This is a genomic window from Neobacillus drentensis (genome assembly GCF_036965645.1).
GTDB lineage: Bacteria > Bacillota > Bacilli > Bacillales > Cytobacillaceae > Neobacillus > Neobacillus drentensis_D.
Genome location: NZ_JBALPZ010000046.1, coordinates 40473 through 56416, shown reverse-complemented (window position 1 = coordinate 56416; position 15944 = coordinate 40473). Strand labels below are relative to the sequence as shown.

16 protein-coding genes are annotated in these 15944 nt (G+C 40.1%); 12 read left to right on the top strand and 4 right to left on the bottom strand.

The features are described 5' to 3' along the window. Positions 1-15 precede the first annotated feature (15 nt). Together V7266_RS09840 and V7266_RS09835 are read left to right on the top strand one after the other, a co-directional pair. Positions 16-579 carry a methyltransferase domain-containing protein gene (locus tag V7266_RS09840; protein ID WP_335467714.1) on the top strand — a complete coding sequence of 188 codons (564 nt, stop codon included), beginning with the start codon at positions 16-18 and terminating at the stop codon, positions 577-579. Between the two features lie 133 nt (positions 580-712). Next, a complete protein-coding gene (locus V7266_RS09835) occupies positions 713-820 on the top strand; it encodes an SDR family oxidoreductase (protein WP_335467731.1) in 108 nt (35 codons plus the stop codon). Between the two features lie 43 nt (positions 821-863). On the opposite strand, the gene V7266_RS09830 is transcribed toward V7266_RS09835, so the two are convergent. Both V7266_RS09830 and V7266_RS09825 read right to left on the bottom strand, forming a co-directional pair. Next, the gene (locus tag V7266_RS09830; RefSeq protein ID WP_335467713.1) at positions 864-1211 is read right to left on the bottom strand and encodes a c-type cytochrome; all 348 of its coding nucleotides are present in this window, start codon (positions 1209-1211) and stop codon (positions 864-866) included. Positions 1212-1246: 35 nt separating this feature from the next. Continuing rightward, positions 1247-1507, bottom strand: a complete 261-nt coding sequence (locus tag V7266_RS09825) for a hypothetical protein (protein WP_335467712.1) — start codon at positions 1505-1507, stop codon at positions 1247-1249. A 609-nt stretch (positions 1508-2116) separates the two neighbouring features. Here V7266_RS09825 and V7266_RS09820 point away from each other — a divergent pair. The 5 genes from V7266_RS09820 to fsa all read left to right on the top strand — a co-directional run bounded on the left by V7266_RS09820 (position 2117) and on the right by fsa (position 7508). Beyond that, complete coding sequence (locus V7266_RS09820) at positions 2117-2251, top strand: BA3454 family stress response protein (RefSeq protein WP_335467711.1); 135 nt, start codon at positions 2117-2119, stop codon at positions 2249-2251. A gap of 53 nt (positions 2252-2304) precedes the next feature. Continuing rightward, positions 2305-2976, top strand: a complete 672-nt coding sequence (rpiA, locus tag V7266_RS09815) for a ribose-5-phosphate isomerase RpiA (RefSeq protein ID WP_335467710.1) — start codon at positions 2305-2307, stop codon at positions 2974-2976. A 72-nt stretch (positions 2977-3048) separates the two neighbouring features. Next, positions 3049-4560, top strand: a complete 1512-nt coding sequence (gene zwf / locus V7266_RS09810) for a glucose-6-phosphate dehydrogenase (protein WP_335467709.1) — start codon at positions 3049-3051, stop codon at positions 4558-4560. Positions 4561-4583: 23 nt separating this feature from the next. Continuing rightward, complete coding sequence (tkt, locus tag V7266_RS09805) at positions 4584-6578, top strand: transketolase (RefSeq protein WP_335467708.1); 1995 nt, start codon at positions 4584-4586, stop codon at positions 6576-6578. A 267-nt stretch (positions 6579-6845) separates the two neighbouring features. Beyond that, entirely contained in the window at positions 6846-7508 is a 663-nt protein-coding gene (gene fsa / locus V7266_RS09800; protein ID WP_335467707.1) for a fructose-6-phosphate aldolase, read from the top strand. Between the two features lie 115 nt (positions 7509-7623). Here fsa and V7266_RS09795 read toward each other — a convergent pair whose 3' ends face one another. Together V7266_RS09795 and V7266_RS09790 are read right to left on the bottom strand one after the other, a co-directional pair. Next, a complete protein-coding gene (locus V7266_RS09795; protein WP_335467706.1) occupies positions 7624-7944 on the bottom strand; it encodes a winged helix-turn-helix transcriptional regulator in 321 nt (106 codons plus the stop codon). A 283-nt stretch (positions 7945-8227) separates the two neighbouring features. Continuing rightward, positions 8228-8722: a hypothetical protein gene (locus tag V7266_RS09790; RefSeq protein ID WP_335467705.1), complete on the bottom strand. Its 495-nt coding sequence runs from the start codon at positions 8720-8722 to the stop codon at positions 8228-8230. Positions 8723-9013: 291 nt separating this feature from the next. Between V7266_RS09790 and V7266_RS09785 the strand changes: the two genes are divergently transcribed. From V7266_RS09785 to V7266_RS09765, 5 genes are all read left to right on the top strand, one after another. Beyond that, complete coding sequence (locus tag V7266_RS09785) at positions 9014-10006, top strand: thiamine pyrophosphate-dependent dehydrogenase E1 component subunit alpha (RefSeq protein ID WP_335467704.1); 993 nt, start codon at positions 9014-9016, stop codon at positions 10004-10006. Positions 10007-10075: 69 nt separating this feature from the next. Continuing rightward, positions 10076-11104 carry an alpha-ketoacid dehydrogenase subunit beta gene (locus V7266_RS09780; protein WP_335467703.1) on the top strand — a complete coding sequence of 343 codons (1029 nt, stop codon included), beginning with the start codon at positions 10076-10078 and terminating at the stop codon, positions 11102-11104. 20 nt (positions 11105-11124) lie between these two features. Next, positions 11125-12348: a dihydrolipoamide acetyltransferase family protein gene (locus V7266_RS09775; protein WP_335467702.1), complete on the top strand. Its 1224-nt coding sequence runs from the start codon at positions 11125-11127 to the stop codon at positions 12346-12348. A gap of 15 nt (positions 12349-12363) precedes the next feature. Further along, entirely contained in the window at positions 12364-13743 is a 1380-nt protein-coding gene (gene lpdA / locus V7266_RS09770) for a dihydrolipoyl dehydrogenase (RefSeq protein WP_335467701.1), read from the top strand. 254 nt (positions 13744-13997) lie between these two features. Continuing rightward, a complete protein-coding gene (locus V7266_RS09765; RefSeq protein ID WP_335467700.1) occupies positions 13998-15878 on the top strand; it encodes a sigma-54-dependent Fis family transcriptional regulator in 1881 nt (626 codons plus the stop codon). Positions 15879-15944 lie beyond the last annotated feature (66 nt).

The window sequence follows — 15944 nt, the reverse complement described above, 5'->3', positions numbered from 1 at the left end:
GATAGGGTGAGGAAGATGATGGATCATCAACATAAATGGAATAAAAAACATCGGGAACGACTGGAACAAATCAAGGATCCTATACCGAATCCTAGATTAATGAAGCTATCGGAATATCTAAAAGGGGGCATTGCCCTTGATTTTGCCTGTGGTCTTGGAGGAAACAGTTTGTTTCTTTCCCGAAAGGGTTACAAAGTACAAGCCATGGATATTTCGGATGTTGCGATTACTTTTATACAGGACCAGGCTGCAAAATATAATCTGCCAATCAATGCTAGGCAAGCAGATCTTACTTCATTGAACCAAAAAAGCTGGGACAACCAATCCTTTGACATCATTGTTGTCACCTATTACCTTGATCGCAGGATTTTTTCTATGATAAAAAAGATCCTTAGTTCGGATGGATACTTTTTCATGGAGACCTATTATCAGGTACCCAACACGGTGAAAAAGGGAGTATCAGATCAGTACAAGCTGAAGCCTAAAGAGTTGTTACAGGAGTTCGGAGATTGGCAAGTTCTGTATTATGAAGAAGACGAACATGAGGGAAGGCAAACCATATTTTGCAGGAAATGTTAACCACAGGATACTAGTTGGAAGAAGGCACTATCCCAAGTATGAGGTCGGTGCCTCACATTAATACCTAGGGAGTATCAAAAGGATCACAAAGAATCACCTTTGTGATCTTTACTTTGCATCATTTTAACAAACGATTACTGTACCCTATGAAGTAGGAGCTACTGCGGTGTTTTTAGCTTCTGAAGGAGCAAACGCGATCACGGGAACATCGCTTAATGTTTCGGGAGGAATGTTAGCTTAAATTAGCTTTAAAGGCAGAAATTTACAAATCCGCTTTAAATTTATTACTTTTTCTGAGACAGCCACTCTGAAACAATCTTTGCTTGATCAGGCGAAATGACCCCTGAAGGCATCGCATTTCTCCCGTGGTTAATGATATTCTCAATCTCATTTTTTGAATACTTAGATCCAATTTTGGTTAAATTTGGACCTGCACCGCCTTGAAGATTTTGACCATGACAGGTAACACAATTGTTGCTCACAATCTGTTCTGCCTTATCAGCAGAGGAAGTACCCTTATCTTGAGCGGCATTTGTTGCCTGTTTTTGAGGTCCTTCGTAAGAAAATAATAAAAATACTAGCAATCCAGCAAGGATGACATTGGCTCCCATCGTAACCCATATTTTTTTCATTTCATTTCACCTCCATGACTATAAAAAGAACCAGTTTAAAATATTGATGACCAATTATAAAAAAGTGACCAGACAAGACCACTGAAGATTAATCCAGTAATAAATAGGCTCCAAGAATGTTTTTTTTCTTCCCAGCATCCAACGATAAGGGCAAGTCCCAATGTAAATCCAATAAACGCAAGCCACGGGAAGGTCTCATTGGCTTTCAAACAATAAAGTCCAAAGGTCGCTGTTAAAAGAATAGATAATAGGAGTTCGCTTAATAAGGATAATTCTGTTTTTACGTGAGTGTCCATAGTTTTCCTCCACTTAAGGTTTTAAGGCGAAGGCCTTTCCATTAATCTGCGCCCCTGCTTTTATTAAATTCCAAGTTATCGCCTTTTTCCAGCCTTTGATCGGTCTGGGAAGGTGTTTCATCATGCTTAAAAGGCTTGTTTCCTCGATTAGGGTCCTGATGGAGATTATCCAAGCCATTTCTTTAAATACATTAATGTTAATATGTACCTATCAAGACAACTTAGTCGAGAAATCATTAGACAAATTTTGTAAAAATTGGCTGTGTCAAAGGTTATTGTTGATTTTTGAAACGTTGTTGTTTGTAGCGGAAGGAGCTCGACTCCTGCTGGGGTACGGGGGCAACAGTTGTTAACAAATGATAAGTGAAATCAACCATAATACTTGAACCAATTTTACCTTATCTAATAAATATAAACTTGGTCGCTTAAAATAGTCAGAAAGCACTATATACTTATTTTTATTATCGAATATCTCTAAATCGAGTTATTTTTCTTGACGGCAAAAAAGGGTGGGAGTATGATGGTTACGTTAATTAATACAGGTTACTTATTGTTACCTAATAAAAAGAAAGTTTTCTTTTATAAATGAACTTTTAGGGATGTGTAAAAATGGTGGAAGTTACCTTAATGATTCATCACAGAGGAAAAAATTATTTAACAAATGTAATGGTAAAGAAGGGCACACCAGAAAAACAAATTTTGCAGTTCGCAAAGAAACAAATTAAGAAACAAAGGTTAAATTAAGTAGGCATGTCTGATAATATCTTCAGGATCTGAATGAAAGGGGAAAAATTTCCTTGAATGAGAAAAAAGCTGTCGGAGAAAAAGCGGCCGATTATGTGAAAGATGGAATGGTCATTGGACTTGGGACGGGATCAACTGTTTTTTATACCATCACGAAACTAGGAGAACTCGTTCATCAGGGTCTCTCCATAAAGGGTGTCCCGACTTCCTTGCAGACAGAGACATTGGCAAGGAAATTAGGCATTCCATTGGTATCGTTTAAAGATATAGACCGTATTGATGTGGCGATTGATGGGGCAGATGAAGTAAATCCAGACTTGGAGCTCATTAAAGGCGGCGGCGGAGCCCTATTACGAGAGAAAATCATTGCTAAAGCAGCTGACACTTTTATTGTCGTGGCTGACTCACATAAAATGGTCAATACATTAGGAACCTTCCCACTTCCCGTAGAAGTAGTACCTTTCGGAATGGAAATGACACGAAAATATTTGGAAGTTCTTGGCGGTTCACCAGCGCTGCGGCAAACCAGTGGAAGCCCCTACCAAACAGATAATGGGAATTATATTTTTGACTGCAGCTTCCAAAAGATCACCCATCCTGATGATTTAGAAAGGGACCTGAATCTCATACCTGGCGTGGTTGATAATGGATTATTTGTTGGGATGGCCGACATCGTCATAACCTTGAATCGACATAAGGAAATTGACATTAATAGGCGAAAATAAATTGGGTTTGAATTAGGGAAAATAAATCAGTAGTACAAAATATCATTTTTTCGATTAAGAGGAGAAACAAACATGGAATCACTGACTTTTGTATTATTTGGAGCAACGGGTGATTTAGCAAAGAGAAAAATATATCCTGCTCTTTATAATTTATATATAGATCAAAAGCTGCCAGCATCCATCTCCATTATTGGACTTGGCAGAGGGGAATTATCCCATTTGGAGTTTCAAGAGAAAGTAAAAGAATCGATCGTAGAGTTTTCCCGTCGGTTAGAGCATGAAGCAAGCCAAATGGGGGATTTTTTAAAGGCTTTTCGTTTCAGTACATTAAATATCAATCAAACAGAGGATTATCAAAAACTGCTCAAATTGATTAAGGAAAGAGAAGAAGAATTGCATTTAGCGGAAAATCGCATGTTCTACCTGTCGGTTGCACCAGAATTCTTCGATACAATCGCGCTGAATATTAAACAAAGCGGTTTAGGTGCAGCCAAGGGATGGAAACGATTAATCATCGAAAAACCATTTGGGCATGACCTTCAGTCTGCTAGGGAGCTTAATGAAAAACTTAGCAGGGCCTTCGAAGAAGAAGAGATTTTTCGAATTGATCATTACCTTGGAAAGCCAATGGTGCAGAATCTAGAAGCGCTTGAATTTGCGAACCCCGTTCTACAGTCGATCTGGAATAAAGAACATATTGCGAATGTTCAAATTACAGCCAGTGAAACGGTTGGAGTCGAAAAACGAGCGGGTTACTACGATCAAGCGGGTGCAATTCGCGACATGGTACAAAATCATATGCTGCAAATGCTTATGATGACTGCGATGAATTTGCCTTACAAAGTCAATGCAGCCGAAATTCGTAATGAGAAACGTAAGGTAATGGAAGCCCTTCGTCCAATCAGTAAAGAAGATGTTCACTTGCACATTGTCCGTGGACAGTATGCTACTGGAGAAGTGGATGGAAAGTCAGTGGCAGGTTACCGAGAGGAGCCGGGGGTTAATCCTTCTTCTCAAACCGATACCTTTGTGGCGGGCCGTTTATGGATTGATAATCCATTTTGGAGTGGTGTACCGTTCTATATACGGACAGGAAAAAGAATGAAGGAAAAATCTACTCGAATTGTCATCGAATTTAAAAATCCCTTAAAACTGATTTATAACGAAGATGACCAAAACGTAGAGCCTAATCTATTCATCATTGAAATCAGCCCAAATGAAAATATTACGCTGCAGTTGAATAGTAAGAATCCATTGAATGGGAAAATAAAACCTGTAAGAATTAATTTCTCTTGTGAAGATTCGAAACACAATGGTTTAGGCATACCTGAAGCTTATGAGAGACTGATTTACGATGCGATAATCGGGGATTCTACCTTTTTTGCTCATTGGAAAGAGGTTGAACTATCTTGGGAATGGGTACAGCCAATTCTGAATGCATTTGAGGAGAACCGATTGCCACTTCATGAATATTCGTCTGGTTCCTATGGACCCGAAGCATCTGAATCCCTGTTAGCTAATAATGGCTTCAAATGGTGGTTGGATGAGCGTCAAGAAAGCAAAGTGATATCACAACAGAAATAAGGAATATCTAGGAGGAAACTGACATGTCAGGAACAATTGAGAACTTAGCAGTAACAACCATCCGGACTTTATCTATCGATGCGGTCAATGCGGCCAATTCTGGCCATCCCGGTCTACCAATGGGAGCAGCTCCGATGACCTATGCATTATGGGCGAACCATTTGAATCATAATCCTAAAAATCCAAACTGGTTTAACCGTGACCGATTTGTTTTATCAGCAGGCCATGGTTCCAGTTTGTTATATAGCATGCTTCATGTTTTTGGGTATGATGTTTCAATGGATGATTTAAAGAACTTTAGAAAGTTAAATAGCAAAACTCCAGGACATCCTGAATTCGGGCATACCCCTGGTGTTGAAGCGACAACTGGGCCATTAGGACAAGGGATTGCCAATGCTGTTGGGATGGCTATGGCGGAAGCCCATCTGGCAGCTAAGTTTAATAAACAAGAGTTTCCTGTTGTCGATCATTATACCTATGCATTAGTCGGCGATGGGGATCTAATGGAGGGTATTTCCTACGAAGCAATGTCAATGGCAGGGCATATGAAGCTAGGAAAACTGGTTGTATTATATGATTCAAATGATATCTCCCTCGATGGGGAATTAAACGTTTCCTTCTCCGAAGATATCAAGAAAAGAGCAGAATCTGCCCACTGGCAGTATCTAAGAGTGGAAGATGGCAACGATATTGAAGCTATTACAAAGGCCATCCAATCAGCAAAAGAAAATACGGACCAGCCGAGTTTGATTGAAATTAGAACGATAATTGGTTTTGGCAGCCCGAAAGTAGCAGGAACCAATAAGGCTCACGGTGCGCCGCTTGGAGCAGAAGAAGGTAAAGTGACTAAACAAGCCTATAACTGGCTTTATGAAGAAGATTTCTACGTTCCAGACGAAGTCAGAGCCCATATTGAACAGTTAAATCGCAAAGGAATGGAAACAGAACAAAGCTGGAACCAATTATTTGATTCCTATCAAAAAGAGAATCCAGAATTGGGCGAACAGTTAACCAATGCGATATCAGGAAAAGTCCTCATCGATACCAACGATATATTAACGTTCGATAGCGGCAAATCAGTGTCAACTCGCGTAGCCAGCGGGGATGCCATTAACCATTTTGTAAAATCAGTGCCAGCCATTTTTGGAGGAAGCGCGGACCTTTCCCACTCTACGATGACTGAGATTAAAGGGGAAGAAATTTTCGCTGTTGAATCATACGGTGCTCGCAATGTTTATTTCGGTGTCCGTGAGCATGCAATGGGTGCCGCAGCAAACGGGATGGCTTACCATGGCGGATTAAAACCATTTGTTAGTACATTCTTTGTATTTAATGATTATCTGCGTCCTTCCATTCGTTTAGCAGCTTTATCAAAATTGCCGGTTATCTATGTGTTTACACACGATTCCATTGCAGTTGGGGAAGATGGACCAACACATGAGCCAGTAGAGCACTTAGCTGCCCTTCGTGCGATCCCAGGCCTTACTGTAATCAGACCAACGGATGCTAATGAAACCGCAAGTGCGTGGGCCTATGCTCTTCAACAAACAGAAGGACCAGTCGCCTTGGTGCTGAGCCGTCAAAATTTACCGGTATTTAATGAAACAAAAGCCAATGTAGACAAAGTATCCAAGGGTGCTTATGTCTTAACCGAAACCAATTCGAACCCAAATGTAATTTTAATGGCCACAGGGTCTGAGGTCTCCTTGGCTGTCAATGCAAAAACCGAACTGGAAAAAGAAGATATTTCCGTTCGGATCGTCGCAATGCCAAGCTGGGAATTATTTAACAAGCAGTCAGCTGATTACAAAGAGGCTGTGCTCCCATCTTCGGTAACAAAGCGTGTCGCAATCGAAATGGGGATCCGATTAGGATGGGAACGTTATGTCGGGTTTGAAGGACATGTCCTTTCGATTGAGTCATTCGGTGCTTCAGGAGATGGTGGATCCGTCATGAAACATTTTGGCTTTACGACTGAAAATGTCGTTCATATCACCAAAACTCTATTGAATAGGTAGGCTGTGTTCAGGTCCATTGTTGATTATTAGCATGGTGACGGGAATGGAATGCCCCTCAAGACTCTTGCGGGAATAAAAGGCTGGGGAGATCCTACAGAGGAGATTTAGCGCCGATGAGGCTCCCCGGACAGTAATGATTTGTTATTGTTCTTTAAAGATTGACACCTTTACAGGTAAGCGGCAGCCGCTTTAAGAAATGAAAATAGTGGACATACAGTTGAAAAAAATCAAAATTAATTTATAATTAGCTATGGGAGGAGATTTAACATGAAATTTTTTATTGACACAGCAAATTTAGAGGACATTAAAAAAGCTTATAAGATCGGGGTTCTATCAGGTGTTACGACAAACCCTTCCCTTGTTGCTAAAGAGGGAGTTAAATTTGAAGATCGTATCGCAGAAATCTTAAATGCCGTTCCTGAGGTAGAATCTGTATCTGCTGAAGTAACTCCAAACGCTTTAACAGCGGAACAAATGATTGCGGAAGCGGATGAACTTATTAAAATTAATGGCGGAGATAAAAATATCACCATTAAACTTCCAATGACATTAGATGGCTTAGAGGCATGCCGATACCTTACTAAAAAAGGTGTTAAAACAAATGTTACCCTTATTTTTACAGTTAACCAAGCATTATTGGCAGCGCGTGCAGGCGCAACTTATGTTTCCCCATTCTTGGGCCGTTTAGATGATATTAGCGAAGACGGAGTTCAACTTGTTGCAAAAATTGCTGAATTGTTCCGTGTTCATAATCTAGATTCACAAATCATTGCTGCATCTGTTCGTCACCCTGACCATGTTACTCGTGTAGCATTGGCTGGCGCACATATTGCGACAATTCCATTCAAGGTAATTGAGCAATTATCAAAGCACCCATTAACTGATCAAGGTATTGAGAAGTTTGCGGCTGATTGGAAAAGTGCTCTTTAATTAAAAGTAAAAAGACAAAAGGGTTAGAGATCTTTTATAAATCTCTAACCCTTTTACTTTTGAAGGAATGTAACTGTCCGACAATTATAAATATAACAGTTGGTGTGAAAATCATTTATTTATTTTGCATCCAGTTGTTTGCCCACTGCCTAATAGGTCCAAGTATTTTCCCAAGTTCGGTGCCTTTTTGGGTTAATAAATATTCTGTTCTGACAGGACGTTCAGGTATCACATGACGCAGAACGATTCCATGCTCTTCTAATTCTTTCATTCTCTCCGTCAGCACGCGCTTACTTAAATCAGGAATAAGGGCATTTATTTCACTAAAACGCTTAGGACCGCTTAGTAAAACGTATATGATTAATCCTGTCCATCTTTTTCCTATGAGTTCAAACGATCTTTCAACCTCCGGACAAAGGTTGGCCTCCTCTTCCATCCAATCACACACTTTCTTTTTAATATTTAGCTATTATTTGTCTCCTATATACTTATTGTAACCATAGATAACTTACTTAAAAAGCTTAATTTTTGAAATATTAAAGAAAAAACGACTTAACCATGAAAATGTAAAAAATTCGCCATACAATTTTGAGAAAAGCAGAGGAAAAAATAGAGGATTTGAGTGCAAAAATAAATTTAGGGAAAAGCCTATTTATATCAGAGCTTTTCCCTAATAACATTTCTTTTATCATTATAGAGGATCGTGATTCATCAACCCATTAAGCTGTAATTCTTTTTGGACTTGGAAAGGTAATGTCTTCAGGACGAATAGTTATTAACCTCTCTAATAATTCTAGTTTTCCTTTTGTTTCTTTTATTTCCCTTGTACAGACCACGTTTGTTTGTTTAAGATGATCAATCATAGTTGTTACCAATTGGTTGAAATTAGCTGAGTTTGTTAATAGATATTCAATTAATTCGATGGCTGCTTGTCTTTCTTCTTCGTTCTTTATGGCGAAGATATTTTGTTTTTCCGTCTCAAATACAAATATCGATTGTAAATCCTCTGATACTCTAATTCCAAAGACCTCATTTTTAGTTCCATAATAATCATTACTTCTAATCCGCATCATGCCGATGCTAACAAGCGCTTCATAAAAAGGAAAGTTCTTGTCGGGAGAACGAAAATGGCTAAGTTCGATGTTAGAACTTTGATCTATAAATATTTCTTTTTCTAATTCGGTTTGGATGACTTTAGAATCTAGTAAGTTCACATTAATGACCTCTTTTCTACAAATTAATTTATATACAAAAAGAAACAAAGGAACAAAAAGTAACCTTCTACATATTTATTATAAGGAAAACAATTAAATAAATCAACTGATTAGGACGGTATATAAATTAATACCCTAATCAAAAAGAGACAAAACGAGACATCAGTCTCGTTTTGTCTCTTTTAGTCTTCGTTCATTTTTGTTGAAGGTTGATATTGTCCGGTTTAAATTCTTGGCATGGTTCTTGCAAATATAAGAGTTGTAATCAATTTTTTCAGGGAGGTTGAAATAATGAGAACGTTGGAAAGCAAAGATGTAGCTTTAACTAGGGAAAAAGCACAGTGGATGTATCAAAAAATGTTAGAAATCCGTAAATTTGAGGACAGGGTCCATGAGTTATTTGCCCAAGGAATCTTGCCTGGATTTGTTCACTTATATGCTGGAGAAGAGGCAGTAGCTGTTGGGGTTTGTGCCCATTTAAATGATAAAGATAGTATTACAAGCACCCATCGCGGACATGGGCATTGTATTGCAAAAGGCTGCGATTTAAACGGTATGATGGCTGAAATTTATGGGAAAGTTACCGGGTTATGTAAGGGAAAAGGGGGATCCATGCACATTGCGGACCTTGATAAAGGGATGCTTGGGGCAAATGGAATTGTTGGCGGCGGATTTCCACTCGTCTGCGGATCGGCTCTAACTGCCAAGTATAAAAAGACAGACAATGTAAGCGTTTGCTTCTTTGGCGACGGTGCTCAAAATCACGGAACATTCCATGAAGGAATAAATCTAGCTGCCATTTGGAAGCTTCCAGTTGTATTCGTTGCTGAAAATAATGGTTATGCAGAAGCAACACCATTTTCATATGCGTCCAGCTGTAAATCCATTGTGGATCGTGCGATCGGTTATAACATTCCTGGAATTAAGGTTGACGGTAAGGATGTTTTGGCTGTTTACCAGGCGGCAGAAGAAGCGGTTCAAAGAGCGCGGCGCGGCGAAGGTCCAACCCTAATTGAATGTGTGACTTATCGTAATTATGGACACTTTGAGGGCGATGCTCAAAAGTACAAAACAGAGCATGAAAAGGCAGAGCATAAGCAAGAAAAAGACGCCATTCTTTTATTTAGAAATCATTTATTAAATGAGCAGCTTTTGGCTGAAAAAGAATTAATCACGTTAGAAGAATCTGTCCAAGAAGCGGTAAACCAAGCGGTGAAATTTAGTGAAGAGAGTCCGTATCCTAGTCCATCGGAATTGTTAACTGATGTTTATGTTTCCTATTAATTAATAGAAACCCCCGAATGGGAACCGAAGAATAATTTCTGATTTTTTAATTAAAAGGAGGAATCAATCATGACTAGAAAATTGAGTATGTCAGCCGCCATTAATGAGGCAATGAAACTTGCAATGCGTAAGGACGAGAATGTCATTCTAATGGGTGAGGATGTCGCTGGTGGAGCTCAGGTCGATCACTTACAAGATGAAGATGCATGGGGAGGTGTCCTTGGGGTCACTAAAGGGCTTGTTCAGGAATTTGGCCGTGAGAGAATACTAGATACTCCCATTACCGAGGCAGGTTATATGGGTGCGGCAATGGCCGCTGCATCTACGGGGCTGCGACCAATTGCAGAGTTAATGTTTAATGATTTTATCGGAAGCTGTTTAGATGAAGTATTAAATCAGGGAGCAAAGTTCCGCTATATGTTTGGCGGCAAGGCGCAGGTTCCAGTTACCATTCGGACTATGCACGGGGCTGGATTTAGAGCGGCTGCCCAGCATTCGCAGAGTCTATATGCATTGTTTACGGCTATTCCTGGTGTGAAAGTAGTTGTTCCATCCACGCCATATGAAGCAAAAGGATTATTACTGGCTGCAATTGAAGACAACGACCCGGTCATCTTTTTTGAAGATAAGACACTTTATAATATGACAGGTGATGTTCAAGAAGATTATTATACAATCCCATTAGGAAAGGCAGATATCAAGCGGGTAGGAACAGACGTCACGATTGTAGCGATCGGTAAACAGGTTCATACCGCATTAGAGGCGGCTTCACAACTATCTGCAAAAGGAATTGAAGTGGAAATTGTGGACCCTCGCAGTCTATCACCACTGGATGAAAAAACAATTCTTACCTCTGTAGAAAAAACAAACCGGTTAATTGTTATTGATGAGGCTAATCCAAGATGCAGCATCGCGACGGATATTGCGGCACTTGTGGCTGATAAGGGTTTCGATTATCTAGATGCACCAATTAAACGCATTACTGCACCACATACTCCAGTGCCGTTCTCTCCTGCACTTGAAGATCTTTATTTGCCTACACCAGAGAGAGTAGTTAGGGTAGTAACAGAGCTAGTAGGTGCACCATTAGAAGTGTAAAGAGAAAGGGGAGACAAGAAATGGCAGTAGAAGTAGTCATGCCGAAACTGGGAATGGCCATGAAAGAAGGAACGGTTTCCTTATGGAACAAGGGAGTCGGGGATTCAGTTGAAAAGGGAGAACCTATTGCGAGCGTCAATTCAGAGAAAATTGAAATTGACGTAGAATCTCCAGCAGAGGGAACAGTATTGAAAATTACTGTTCCCGAGGGAGAAGGAGTACCGCCTGGAACTGTTATTTGTTTTATTGGGAAACCTGGTGAAGAACTAACTGTGGGGCAGGCGGGAGTCCCTGTTCAAATGTATGAAGTGGAGAATGAGGCTTCTGCCATCAAACCTGTTGATTCAATCATACCAGCCAGAAAAGCAGGGGAACGGGTGAAAATTTCCCCAATTGCTAAAAAGATGGCTGAGGCTGCTAACCTTAATATTGAGGAAATCCATGGTTCAGGACCCGGAGGAAGAATTACCAAAGAGGACGTTCAGGAAGCGTTAAAGCAGTCATCTATTCAGAAGAAAGAAATAAGAGAAGAAAAACCGGTGGAATTGCAAGAAGAGGTTCAACAGGTACCTATCAGCGGAATCCGTAAGGTTATTGCCGCACGTATGTACGATAGTTTACAAAAAACCGCTCAGTTAACTATCAATATGAAAATAGATGTAACGGAGCTTATTGCATTACAAAAACAAACAGGCGAAACTATTAAAAATCGTTATGATCAAAAATTAACCTTGACCGACTATATCGCACGAGCAGTTGTCCTTTCACTTCAGCAGCATCAGCATATGAACAGTACTTTGATCGACGATAAAATTCATTTGTTTAAGCCTGTACATCTTGGTATGGCTGTGGCGCTGGATAGAGGCCTGGTTGTTCCGGTTATTCGTCATGCGGATACGTACAAGTTGATTGACTTGTCACGAAGTATTAAAGAGCTGGCACAAAAGGCAAGACAAGGGCAGCTTTCCAATGAAGAGATGCAAGGTTCCACGTTTACGATAAGTAATTTGGGTTCATATGGTGTCGAACACTTTACACCAGTCTTAAATCCACCTGAAACAGGAATTCTAGGTGTAGGGGCTGTTTATGACACACCAAGTTTTGTGGGTGATATGGTAGAAAGAAGAAGCATTCTTCCGCTCAGCCTGACCTTTGACCACCGCGTGCTGGATGGAGCTCCGGCTGCAGCGTTTTTACAAACGGTGAAACAGTATTTAGAAGAGCCAATAACTATGCTTTTATAGGAAGAAGGGATTGCGTTGGCATCGATTGCCATTATTGGTGGTGGACCTGCTGGATATGTGGCTGCAATTACTGCAGCCCAGCAGGATCAGGAAGTCACCATTATTGATCAAGGACCACTCGGTGGGACTTGTTTAAATGAAGGATGTATGCCCACAAAGTCACTTTTAGAAAGTGCTGAGGTATACAGTAAGGTTAAGCATGCGGGTGAATTTGGAATACGGATTCCGTCTGGACAATTAGAGATTGATTGGAACACTGTCCTGCTTCGTAAAAATAATATTGTTTCCACACTTGTACAAGGAATTCAATATTTAATGAGGAAAAATAAAGTAAAAGTCATTAAAGGTGCTGGCTCTTTCGTCACTGATCGTGTTATAAGGGTTGATACTGGCGGGAAACCAGTAGAGGTAACAGCGGACAAGGTAATCATCGCTTCAGGTTCTGACCCCATTCCATTACCATTTGCTCCATTTGACGGGAATTGGGTCATTCATAGCAGCCAGGCGATGTCGCTTCCATCGATTCCATCGTCTTTACTGATTGTCGGCGGAGGTGTAATAGGCTGCGAGTTTGCCAGCATTTATAGCAGATTGGGAACAAAAGTCACCATTGTTGAGATGGCTGAACAGCTGCTTCCAGGAGAAGATGAAGATGTCGCCTTGATTTTACATAAGCAGTTGGAAAGCGATGGTGTAACAATTTTTCCTTCCACCGCACTAAAGGAATTGAATCCAGAACAAAAGTCAGCCTATTTTGAAAACGAAAATGGTTTGCATGAGGTTAAAGCAGATTACGTCCTTGTGTCGATCGGCCGTAAGCCGCGAGTGAATCATTTAGGTCTTGAGAAAATCGGAATTGATTATTCAAGAAAAGGCATTACGGTTAATCAACAAATGCAAACGAATATACCAACTATATATGCATGCGGAGATATTATCGGAGGTATACAACTTGCCCACGTGGCCTTTCATGAAGGAGCAGTAGCTGCATTAAATGCCTGCGGATTAGAAACTCAAGTAAATTATCGCGCTGTACCCCGCTGTATCTATACATCTCCTGAAATTGCAGGAGTAGGGTTAACAGAAAAACAGGCAAGAGAACAGTATGGCGATATACGAGTAGGGGAATATCCGTTCTCTGCTAATGGCAAGGCGCTTATAGCTAACGAACGGAACGGGAAAGTTAAGGTATTAATTGAGCCGCAATTTGGTGAAATACTTGGTGTTTCCATTGTCGGTCCACACGCTACAGAACTAATTGGACAAGGTACTGTCATGCTCCATGCGGAATTAACAACAGAAACAATGGAAAATTTCATCGCAGCCCATCCAAGCCTTTCTGAAGCAGTCCATGAAGCATTACTCAGTGCAGTTGGTCACGCTGTACATGTTTAAAAGTAAGTTTCTCGGAAATTTCTACGAATTTTGCTAAACTTCGCGTTTGTTGCGCGAAGTTTATTTTTTTAAATTTTCTTTACAGTCTAAGTTATTCGTTGAAAGCGAATTCACGATTTACTATAATTGAATTGTGCTTTTAACCTCATTCTATAAAACTACTTCGTATACTCCTGTCACCTTCGCTAGATTTAAAACAAGAAATCTATCTCAAATCGATGTAGAAATTTTTTGCCATGATTAGAGGAGGTTCCATGAATACTACCCTATATTTAGATGCGTGGAAGCGGTTTGTCAAAGAGGACGTTCTTGATACAGCCCGGATAAACAACCTAATTTTAGAATCTTGGTATCGCTGTAAGGAAGAAAAGGTCAACCCATATTTAAATAGAGGCCGGATTTTATTAACTGAAAAGCAATTACATACTTTAAAAGATAAGAATTCCATGTTGATAGAAATAGCCTCTCCATATATAAACAAGATTGATCAAGCGATAAAAGAATCGGGTATGATGGCATTATTGGTTGATCCAGATGGTTATGTACTATCGTTAACAGGAAATGAAAAAACATTGAATGATGCCAGGAAAATTAATTTTGTTGAAGGGGTTCGATGGACCGAGTGCGAAGTAGGTACCAATGCGATTGGGACGGCATTACAAACTAAGGAAGCCGTTATTATTAATGGTGCGGAGCATTATTCTGTAGCTTCCCATCAATGGAGCTGTTCCGCAACGCCGATCTTTGATGATAGCAGGAACTTAATGGGGGTTATTGATGTATCATGCCCGATTGATTATTCCCATCCTTTTATGCTTGGAATGGTTACCTCGGTTGCTTATGCAATTGAAAAAGAAATAAGCAGGAGGTCCTATCAAAAAGAATTAGAACTTATTCAACAAGCGGCTCAATTATCTGAGACACATCCAAATCAGCTCTTCATCGTATGTAATCAAAAACAAATAATAGTAGCGGCTAGCAAAGCTTTTCGCGAAAGAAGCCCAAGGTCCATTGGCATGTATCTCTTTGACATTACACAAGACGGGTACAGGATTGATTTCGAGATGCCTATCCTATCAAAAGAGGGCAAAAGCTTATTAGGAAGCTGCCTTTATTTATCAGAGCTGCCTGCGTCTAATCGACAGACTTTGTTTACTTCTTATATCCCATCAGCCCCCTTTGTATTTAAAGGAGAATGTGGAACAAGTGAGGCATTTCAAAACACTCTAAAAAAGGTAAAACTTGTCGCTCCAACAGATGCGACCGTGTTTATTTCAGGTGAAACTGGGTCAGGAAAAGAGCTGATTGCACAGGCAATCCATGACAACAGTCCGCGAAAGAATGGTCCGTTTGTCTCGTTAAATTGTGGTGCCATTCCCAAGGATCTAATGGAAAGTGAGCTTTTTGGCTATGTAGAGGGAGCATTTACCGGGGCAAGACGGAAGGGCTATCAAGGGAAATTCGAACAGGCCGATAAGGGAACTATTTTTCTAGATGAAATTGGTGAAATTCCTCTTACGATGCAAGTTGCTTTATTGAGAGTGCTTCAGGAAAGAAAGATTACTCCTCTAGGCAGTTCGAAGGAAGTTCCATTGGATGTACGTGTTATAACAGCAACCCACCGCAACATATTGGAACTTGTAAAAGACGGGGATTTTCGAGAGGACCTATATTATCGTTTGAACGTGTACCCGATCGATGTCCCGCCATTAAGAAACAGAAAAGAAGATATCCCCCATCTTATTAGGCATATTTGTCAAAAGAATAACTGGAACAACGTTCACATAGACGATTTATTAACTAGATTAAAAGACTATGAATGGCCAGGAAACATTAGAGAATTAACGAATATTCTCGAGCGTTTGAACATCATGCTGCAAGATCATCATGCAGGTATGGACATTTTAGTTAACTCGATGGAAGTATTAAAGATAAACTATCCTTCCAATCCACCAGTCATGGAACAGGAGGATATCGAGGACGAAGAGAAACAGTTAACCGCACGTGAGAAAATACAAAGAGATATCATGCTGGATGCATTAAAAAAGACAAAAGGAAATGTGACTGCAGCAGCAAAATTAGTCGACATCCCAAGAAGTACTTTTTATAAAAGACTGCAAAAGTTTGGTATGTAAGGTGAAAAATAGCACCATATTGTGTGCTGTTTTATATGGTTGAAGATATAGGTTGACCAAATAATT